Annotated in this window: 8 protein-coding genes; 4 read left to right on the top strand and 4 right to left on the bottom strand. The window is 75.1% G+C overall.

Going from position 1 to position 8356, the window contains the following annotated elements:
* Window positions 1-1053 (top strand): calcium-binding protein (locus M0638_RS25850; RefSeq protein WP_282572304.1); only part of this gene is annotated, 1053 nt, incomplete at its 5' end.
* A gap of 216 nt (window positions 1054-1269) precedes the next feature.
* Here M0638_RS25850 and M0638_RS25855 read toward each other — a convergent pair.
* Window positions 1270-2568: an MFS transporter gene (locus tag M0638_RS25855; protein WP_248669836.1), complete on the bottom strand. Its 1299-nt coding sequence runs from the start codon at window positions 2566-2568 to the stop codon at window positions 1270-1272.
* Window positions 2569-2571: 3 nt separating this feature from the next.
* On the bottom strand, window positions 2572-3258 hold the full coding sequence (locus tag M0638_RS25860) for a TetR/AcrR family transcriptional regulator (protein ID WP_248669837.1): 687 nt from the start codon (window positions 3256-3258) through the stop codon (window positions 2572-2574).
* A 149-nt stretch (window positions 3259-3407) separates the two neighbouring features.
* On the opposite strand from M0638_RS25860, the gene M0638_RS25865 reads away from it, so the two are divergent.
* Together M0638_RS25865 and M0638_RS25870 are read left to right on the top strand one after the other, a co-directional pair.
* Window positions 3408-4067, top strand: a complete 660-nt coding sequence (locus tag M0638_RS25865; RefSeq protein WP_248669838.1) for a hypothetical protein — start codon at window positions 3408-3410, stop codon at window positions 4065-4067.
* A 212-nt stretch (window positions 4068-4279) separates the two neighbouring features.
* Entirely contained in the window at window positions 4280-5473 is a 1194-nt protein-coding gene (locus M0638_RS25870) for an MBL fold metallo-hydrolase (protein ID WP_248669839.1), read from the top strand.
* A gap of 142 nt (window positions 5474-5615) precedes the next feature.
* Here the strand turns inward: M0638_RS25870 and M0638_RS25875 are convergent, their stop codons facing one another.
* Together M0638_RS25875 and M0638_RS25880 are read right to left on the bottom strand one after the other, a co-directional pair.
* On the bottom strand, window positions 5616-6698 hold the full coding sequence (locus tag M0638_RS25875; protein ID WP_248669840.1) for a site-specific DNA-methyltransferase: 1083 nt from the start codon (window positions 6696-6698) through the stop codon (window positions 5616-5618).
* Between the two features lie 354 nt (window positions 6699-7052).
* Window positions 7053-7718, bottom strand: coding sequence for a ribonuclease HII (locus M0638_RS25880; protein WP_248669841.1), 666 nt, complete (start codon window positions 7716-7718; stop codon window positions 7053-7055).
* A gap of 256 nt (window positions 7719-7974) precedes the next feature.
* Between M0638_RS25880 and M0638_RS25885 the strand changes: the two genes are divergently transcribed.
* The gene (locus M0638_RS25885) at window positions 7975-8253 is read left to right on the top strand and encodes a hypothetical protein (protein WP_248669842.1); all 279 of its coding nucleotides are present in this window, start codon (window positions 7975-7977) and stop codon (window positions 8251-8253) included.
* Window positions 8254-8356 lie beyond the last annotated feature (103 nt).

Here is an 8356-nt window from a genome sequence, read left to right on the forward strand (position 1 = left end):
ATCATGCTCGGCGGCACCGGCGACGACACCTACGTGCTGGACAGCCCCGGCGACGAGGTGGTCGAGAACGCCAACGCCGGCAACGACACGATCATGGCGCCGTTCAGCTACACGCTGGGCCTGCACCTGGAGAACCTGGTGCTCACCGGCACCGGCAGCTTCTACGGGGCCGGCAACGCCTACGACAACCGCATCACCGCCAACAACTCGGGCGACTCGCTGTTCGGCGCCGAGGGCAACGACACGCTGACCGGCGGCACCGGCAACGACTACCTCGACGGCGGCACCGGCATCGACACCATGGCCGGCGGCGCCGGCGACGACACCTACATCGTCGACAACGCGGCCGACAAGGTGATCGAGGCGGCCGGCGGCGGCAACGACGCGATCCGCATCTCCGTCAGCTACGTGGTGCCCGCCAACGTCGAGACGATCTACATGGACGGCAACTCCGCCATCAACGCCGACGCCCGCGGCCTCACCACCAACATCGGCCTGTTCGGCAACGGGGCCAGCAACCAGCTCTGGGGCGGCTCGGGCAACGACTACATCGACGGCGGCGCGGGCGCCGACGTCATGACCGGCGGGGCCGGCAACGACACCTACATCGTCGACAACAGCGGCGACCAGGTGGTGGAGAGCGCCAACGGCGGCGACGACATGGTGATGACCTCGGCGAACTGGGCCGTGGCCAACAACGTCGAGACCGTCTACCTCACCGGCACCGCCAACCTCTGGGCGCGCGGCAACGCGACGGGCGGCTCGGTCTACGGCAACGACGGCAACAACACGCTGGAGTCCGGCACGGGCAACAACCGGTTCACCGGCGGCAACGGCTACGACACCTTCGTGCTCAACGCCGGCGGCCACATGACCATCACCGACTTCCGCAGCGGCACCGACAAGATCGACCTCTCCGCCTTCCACGGCCAGCTCGGCTCGATGACCACCTCCACCGACTGGGGCGGCATCCTGCTCTCCTTCGCCAGCGGCGAGACGATCTACCTGTACAGCAACTACGGCATCACGCGGTCGGGCGACTACATCATCTGACCCGGCCTGCCCCGCCGGCACGGGGGGGTGGGCGGGACGCTCCCGGCCGCCCGCCGGCCGCGCGGAAGCGTTCCGGCCGGTGGTCCTGATCCGGGGGTCCTGATCCGCTGGTCCTGATCCGGGGGCCGCGATCCGGGGGGCCTCGGGCGGACACGCGGCCGCCAATCCCCGGGGCGATCTCCGGGGCGGGGCGCCGCCCCGGCCGGGCGGCGGCGGTCAGTCCGCTCCCTGCGCCACCGCCACGGCGCGGGTGCCCTGCCGACGCACCGCGACGACCAGCACCGCCGCCACGAGGCAGGCCGCGCCGGCCAGGTAGAAGGCCGGCAGGTAGCTCGCCAGCAGGTCGCGCGAGAGGCCGGCGCCGAAGGCGGCGACGGCGGCGCCGAGCTGGTGCGCGGTGAACACCCAGCCGAACACCAGCCCCGCCTTCTCGCGCCCGAACTCGGCGGCGGCGAGCTTCACCGTGGGCGGCACGGTGGCGATCCAGTCCAGCCCGTAGAACACCGCGAAGATCGACAGGCCGTAGAAGGTGAAGGTCGACATGGGCAGCAGCAGCAGCGAGAGGCCGCGCAGCCCGTAGTACCAGAACAGCAGCCAGCGGTTGTTGAAGCGGTCCGACAGCCAGCCGGAGAGGATGGTGCCGACGAAGTCGAACACCCCCATCAGCGCCAGCACCGAGGCCGCCTGCACGTTGGGCATGCCGAAGTCGAAGCAGAGCGAGATGAAGTGGGTCTGGATCAGCCCGTTGGTGGAGAGGCCGCAGACGAAGAAGGTGAGGAACAGCACCCAGAACATGCGGTTGCCGGCGGCCTCGGCAAGCGTGGCGAAGGCCATCGCCACCGCGTTGCCGGAGGGCGCGGGCGGCGGCTTCGTGCCGGGCGCCTCGCCATAGGCCACCTGCCCCACCGAGTGCGGCCGCTCGGCCGCCAGCATCACCGTCACCACCGCCGCCACGGCGCAGACCAGCATCGAGGCCAGGGTGGTGGCGCGCCAGCCCCAGTGCTCGGCCATCCAGGCGGCGGCCGGCAGGAAGGCGAGCTGCCCGGTGGCGGAACTGGCGGTCAGGAACCCCATCACCAGCCCGCGCCGCGCCACGAACCAGCGGTTGGCCACGGTGGCGCCCAGCACCATCGCCGTCATGCCGGTGCCGAGCCCGACCAGCACGCCCCAGTAGAGCCACAGCTCCGCGAGCGTGGTCATGACCGTCATGGCGAGCAGCAGGCCGGTGCCGATCAGCAGCATCGCCGCGGCCACCGTCCAGCGCATGCCGTAGCGTTGCAGCAGCGCCGCCGAGAAGGGCGCCATCAGCCCGAAGAGCAGGATGCGGAAGGCGAGCGGGCCGGAGATGTCGCCCGTGGTCCAGCCGAATTCCTGCTGCAGCGGCAGCAGCAGCACGCCGGTCATGCCCATGGCGGCGGCGGTGGCGAGCATGGTCAGGAAGGTGGCCGCGACCACCACCCAGCCGTAGAAGACGCCGCGGCGCGCCAGGGCGGGCGCGAGAAGGCCGGAGAGCATGGTTCAGGGTCCTTCCGGGAGGGGAGGCGGCGGGGCCGGCCGAGGCTGGTCCGGGGCGTCCGGCGGGGCGGGTTGCGGGGGCGCGCCGGCGGTGTCGGCGGCCTGGACGGCCAGGAGCGCGGCCGCCTCCAGCGCCTCGCGCGAGAGCTCGGGGTCGGGCCCGCAGGCGCGGGCGAGCTGCAGGCCGCCGGCCATGGCGGCGAGCGTCGCCAGCGCCGCGCGGCGGCGGCCATCGGGGTCGAGGGCGGGCCGGCGCGGCGCGATCTCCTCCTCCAGCACGGCGAGCAGCGCCCGCGTGCCGATGGAGAGGGCCTCGCGCAGCCCCGGCTCGCCGCGGCAGAGCTCGGCGCCGAGCGCCACCAGGGCGCAGCCGCCGCCGGGCTCGTCGCGGTGCCGCTCGGTCAGGTAGCGGTGGACCAGCGCGGCCACGGGGTCCGCCCCCGCCGCCCGGGCCTCGGCCGCGCGCACGCGCCACTTCGCGGCCGCGCATTCCAGGGAATCGCGGCAGGCGGCTTCCGCCAGGGCGGTCTTCGAGGGGTAATGGCCGTAGAAGGCGCCGTGCGTCAGCCCGGCCTCGCGCGTGACCTCGGCCAGGGTGACGCGCTCCAGCCCGCCGCGCCGGAACAGGCGCCCGGCGGCGTCCAGGATGGCGCGACGGTGGTTCTCCAGGGTGGCTCGGCTGACCCGCATGTTTTCATGATGGCGATCATGAATAGCCGGCGCAAGTCCCGCCGGGTGCCCCCCCCGTCAGGCGCCCCCCCGTCTGGCGCCTCGTGGCGTCAGCCGTCGGAAAGCCCCGGCCCGCAGATTGCCGGGGCGGCCGAGACCGGGTGGGCTCCATGGCAAGCGAACGGCGCGTCGATGTGTACCTCGCCGATGAATGGATGTGGATCGGCACCGTCAACGGCCGCGCCGGGGCCGCCCTGCCCCTGTCGCCGCCGGTGCGCCGCCAGGGGATGGAGGCGCCGATCGTCCCGTTCATCGCGATCGGCCAGTCCTGGGCCGACACGATCGGCAAGGTGGTCGGCGCGCTCGGCCGGGAGCAGGCGATCGAGAAGCTGTTCATCGCCGGCCACGGCGCCGGCGGCGAGGTCACGGTCGGCACCAGGCTCCGCGCCGGCGACGACGCGGCCATCGGCCAATTCCGCCGCCTGCGCCCCTTCGTCCGGAGCTGGCTGACGCATGCCGCCATCATCGGCTGCGAGGTGGCGGCGGACGGCCCGGCCGGCCCCGGCACCGTCCCGGTGCAGGAGGGCGGCAAGGTCCGGCAGGTCCCCGTGGCCTTCAAGGGCCAGTTCAGCGGCGACACCAGCAAGCCCGGCTACACCCTGCTGCGCAAGCTGGCGGACGCGCTGGAGGCCCCGGTCAGCGGCAGCCCGTGGCGCCTGGCCATCGCCGATGGCTGGACGCTCGGCGGCGCGAAGCTGACCGTCGGGCCGGGCGGCGGCTGGGTGTACAGCGCGATCGACGCGCCGGCCACGCGCTTCGGCTCACCCTGACCGTCCCGTCGCCGGCCGGCCCATTCCCGGCTGGCCCATCGCCGGCTGGCCCATCGCCGGCCAACACGCCGCTGCCCCCATGCCCGGATGCCCCCGGCGGACGGCAGGCATGGCGCGCGGCGTGGACTTTCGCGGCCCGATGCGGTTGGCTCGCTTCCCCTTCGCGGGCGGCGCCGGCCATCGGCCCGGCCCGTGCCGCCCCGCCGGACCGCATGCCCGCCACCCTGCACGCCCGCCTCGTGAACGGCCGCACCGGCGATCCCACCCTGTTCGTGGACCTGCCGTTCCAGCGCCGCGCCCTGCTGTTCGACCTCGGCGACCTGCACGCGCTTTCCGCGCGCGAGTTGCTGCGGGTCGAGGCGGTGCTGGTGACGCACACCCATGTCGACCACTTCATCGGCTTCGACACGCTGCTGCGCCACCTGATCGGGCGCGAGCGGCATGTGCGGCTGGTCGGGCCGGCCGGCTTCGCCACGCGGGTGTACCACCGGCTGCACGGCTACGAGTGGGACCTCGCCGCGCGCTACGCCGCCGAGCTGACCTTCGACGTGACGGAGGTGGCGGCGCGGGGGGAGGAGGTCGTCGCCCTGCCGCGCACCCGCTACCGCTTCCGCGGCGGCTTCCTGCCCGAGGCGCTGCCGCCGGCCGAGGACGAGGTCGGGGCCGGGGACAGGGTGGTGCTGCGCCTCGGCGAGCTCGCCGTCGCCGCCGTGCCGCTGGTGCATCACGGCGCGCCCTGCCTCGGCTACGCGGTGACGGAGGCGGCGCGCGTGAACGTCTGGCGCAACCGGCTGGAGGCGCGCGGCCTGCCGGTCGGCCCCTGGCTCGCCGGGCTGAAGCGGGCGGTGCTGGCGGGGCTGCCGGACACGCACCCGGTGCCGTTCGACGTCCGGCCCCGTGGTGCGGCCGGTGGCGCGGCCGGCGCCCCTGCCCTTCCCGGCGCCCTGCCGCCCACCCTGCCGCCCACCCTGCCGCTGGGCGAGCTTCGGGACCTCGTGACCGTCACGCCCGGGCAGAAGCTCGGCTACGTGACCGACGTGGCCGACACGCCGGCGAACCGCGTGGCGATCGAGGCACTGGTGCGCGGCGCCGACACGCTGTTCATCGAGGCCGCCTTCGCCGCCGAGGACGCGCCGCTCGCCGCCGCGCGGGGCCATCTCACCACGCGCGCGGCGGGCGAGATCGCGCACGCGGCCGGGGCGCTGCGGGTGGAGCCGTTCCACTTCTCGCCGCGCTACGCGGGCGAGGAGGCGCGGCTGCTGGCCGAGGTGGCGGCGGCGTTCGGCGGGCCGCCGGGGGATGGGCCGCCGGGGGATGGGCCGCCGGGGGATGGGCCGCCGGGGGATGGGCCGCCGGGGGATGGGCCGCCGGGGAGTGGGCCGACCGGCGAGCGCGGTCCACCGTAGATCGTCGCCTCGCGCCGGCATCGTGCCGCCGGGTTGTTCGCCCCGGCGGCGATCCTTGCCGGCTCCCCGCCACGCGGCCTCCATCCGGCGGCAAGGGCCGCGGCGACGCCGGACGGCTGGCCGATCAGACCCCCTTCCCTGGTCAGACCCCCTGGGCCACGATGTCCGCGCGCAGCTCGTCCAGCACCCGCAGCCGGCCGCCCGGCGCCTCGACGTGCCAGAACACCCAGCCGTTGCAGCTCGGCGCGTCCTGCACCGCGGCGCCGACCTGATGGATCGAGCCCTGCACCCGGCCACAGCGGATCGAGCCGTCCGCCCCGACCATGGCGCGCCAGCGGCGGGCCCGGTCGAAGAGCGGGCTGCCGGCCGGCACCAGGCCGCGCTCGACCAGCGTGCCGAAGGGCACGCGCGGCTGGTCGCGCTTCTGCACCGTCACCAGCGTCGCGCCCTCGGGCAGCGGCTCCACCGCGTCCACCCGCGCCTGCGCCGCCTCGGCATAGGGGGCCTCGCGCTCGATGCCGATGAAGCGGCGGCCGAGGCGGCGCGCCACGGCGGCGGTGGTGCCGCTGCCGAGGAACGGGTCCAGCACCACCTCGCCCGGCGCGGTGCAGGAGAGCAGCACGCGGTGCAGCAGCGCCTCGGGCTTCTGCGTCGGGTGCAGCTTGCGTCCCGCCGCGTCGCGCAGCCGCTCGCCGCCGGTGCAGAGCGGGATCAGCCAATCCGAGCGCATCTGCAGGTCGTCGTTCAGCGCCTTCATGGCGGCGTAGTTGAAGCGGTAGCGGCTCTCCTCCCCGCGCGCCGCCCAGATCAGCGTCTCGTGCGCGTTGGTGAAGCGGCGGCCGCGGAAGTTGGGCATCGGGTTCGACTTGCGCCAGATCACGTCGTTCAGGATCCAGAAGCCCAGGTCCTGCAACGCGGCGCCGAGGCGGAACACGTTGTGGTAGGCGCCCATCACCCAGATCGTGCCGTCCTTGCGCAGCACGCGGCGCGCCTCGGTCAGCCAGGCGCGGGTGAAGGCGTCGTAGGCGGCGAAGTCCGCGAAGCGGTCCCAGGCGGCGTCCACCCCGTCCACCAGGCTGTCGTCCGGCCGGCGCAGGTCGCCCCTGAGCTGGAGGTTGTAGGGCGGGTCCGCCACCACGGCATGGACCGAGGCGGGCGGCAGTTCGCGCATGACGTCGATGCAATCGCCGACCAGGATCTGGTCGGTCTGTAGGCTGAGACCCATCCGCACTGTCGCCATGTCCCCCGGACCCGCGTCCCCGGCGCGCGGGGAATGCCGCGCCGACGGCGACGCGTCGGGCGGCAAGGAATCACGCGGGATTCCGGGCGTCAATCCGGTGCGGCGCGGGCGATTCCGGCGATTCGCGGCAAGCCCGACTCACGGCGGCCGAAGCGCGTCGCCAGCCGGCGGGCGGGGCCGGCCCGGCCCCTGCCCGCCCCCGGATACCGCGTGGACGGCCGGGCGCCCGACCCACCCGAGCCCGGTCCCCCTGAGCAAGGATCCCCCCGAGCCCGGTCCCCTTGAGCACGGCCCGCCCCGGCCCGGCGCGGCGGCGCGGTCCGGCGGCGGGGCCGGCCCTCATGGCCGCGTCGCGGGCCGCCATGCCCCCCGCCCCGCCGCGATCGTCGTCATCGCCATGGCCGCCTCGACCGGCGCGAAGCCGCGCCGGTGGTGCGGCGTCGGCCCGAGCTCGCGCAGCGCCGTCCGGTGTCGGATCGTGGGGTAGCCGGCATGCGCGGCGAAGCCGTAGCCGGGCCAGCGCGCGTCGAGCCGGTGCATGGCGCGGTCGCGCACCACCTTGGCCATGATCGAGGCGGCGGCGATGCTGAGGCTCAGCCCGTCGCCGCCGACGAGGCAGCGCACGGCGCAGTCGAGGCGCGGCGGCTGGTTGCCGTCCACCAGGGCGAGGTCCACCGGGCCGGGCAGGCGGCGCACGGCACGCGCCATGGCGAGGTGCGTGGCGCGCAGGATGTTGAGCCGGCCGATCTCCGCCGCGCTGGCCGCGCCGAGGCCGATCTCGGCCAGCCCCGCCGCCTCGGCCGCGCGCAGCGCCGCGAAGGCGGCCTCGCGCCGGGCACGGTCGAGCTTCTTGCTGTCGTCGAGCAGGCGGGCGAGGGCATCCGGCACGCCGGCCGGGAACAGCACGGCGGCGGCGAGCACGGGGCCGGCCAGCGGGCCGCGCCCGGCCTCGTCCACCCCGGCGACGCGGCCGCCCATCGCGGATTCGAGGCTGTAGTCGGGCATGGCGGCAGGCTGCGCGCCGCCGCCGGGGCCGGCAAGCCGGCCCGGCGGCGCGGCGGTCGCGGCGATTCGCCCGGGCGGCATCCCGCCCCCTCGCGGCGGGCCGCCGCGCACGGCCCGCGATCGGGAGGGCGGGCCCGTGACGCGATCTGTACCCGGCGCGATTGCCTCGGTGCCGCAAACGCGCCATCCATGCGCCACGGCGGGGCCGACTTCCGGCTCAAACCTGTGTCGCCTGACGCCTGCGATGAGGAGTGCCATGTCTTTCCGCATGCTTGCCGCCGCCATCGGTCTCGCGGCCGGGCTCGCCGGGGGCGCTGCCCTGGCGTCGCCGCCGAACGCGGCCATGCTGCTGCCTCTGCCGGCCGCCGCCGGCGATCCCGGGATCGAGGCGGTGCGGTGGGTGAACCGCTGCCGCACCACCTACGTCGAGACCTGGCGCCACGGCCGGCGCGTGATGGTGCCGCGCCAGACCTGCCGGCAGGTCTGGATCGGCCCGCCGCATCGCGGCCCCGGCGGCCCGCCGCCGCGCTGGTGACGCGAAGGCCCGCTGCCGCCTGGAGCATTTTCACGCTGGGTGTACTCACCCAGTGGCCCGGAAAATGCGAAAGACCAGAAGGTTGGAGCCGTTCCGGCCTGAT

It is taken from the genome of Roseomonas acroporae, assembly GCF_023223525.1.
GTDB classification, from domain to species: Bacteria; Pseudomonadota; Alphaproteobacteria; order Acetobacterales; family Acetobacteraceae; genus Roseomonas_E; species Roseomonas_E acroporae.

What these genes read in the sequence shown, in the direction of transcription:
- M0638_RS25855 (WP_248669836.1), bottom strand. Translation starts at nt 2,568, where the DNA reads ATGCTCTCCGGCCTTCTCGCGCCCGCCCTGGCGCGCCGCGGCGTCTTC.
- M0638_RS25860 (WP_248669837.1), bottom strand. Translation starts at nt 3,258, where the DNA reads ATGCGGGTCAGCCGAGCCACCCTGGAGAACCACCGTCGCGCCATCCTG.
- M0638_RS25865 (WP_248669838.1), top strand. Translation starts at nt 3,408, where the DNA reads ATGGCAAGCGAACGGCGCGTCGATGTGTACCTCGCCGATGAATGGATG.
- M0638_RS25870 (WP_248669839.1), top strand. Translation starts at nt 4,280, where the DNA reads ATGCCCGCCACCCTGCACGCCCGCCTCGTGAACGGCCGCACCGGCGAT.
- M0638_RS25875 (WP_248669840.1), bottom strand. Translation starts at nt 6,698, where the DNA reads ATGGGTCTCAGCCTACAGACCGACCAGATCCTGGTCGGCGATTGCATC.
- M0638_RS25880 (WP_248669841.1), bottom strand. Translation starts at nt 7,718, where the DNA reads ATGCCCGACTACAGCCTCGAATCCGCGATGGGCGGCCGCGTCGCCGGG.
- M0638_RS25885 (WP_248669842.1), top strand. Translation starts at nt 7,975, where the DNA reads ATGTCTTTCCGCATGCTTGCCGCCGCCATCGGTCTCGCGGCCGGGCTC.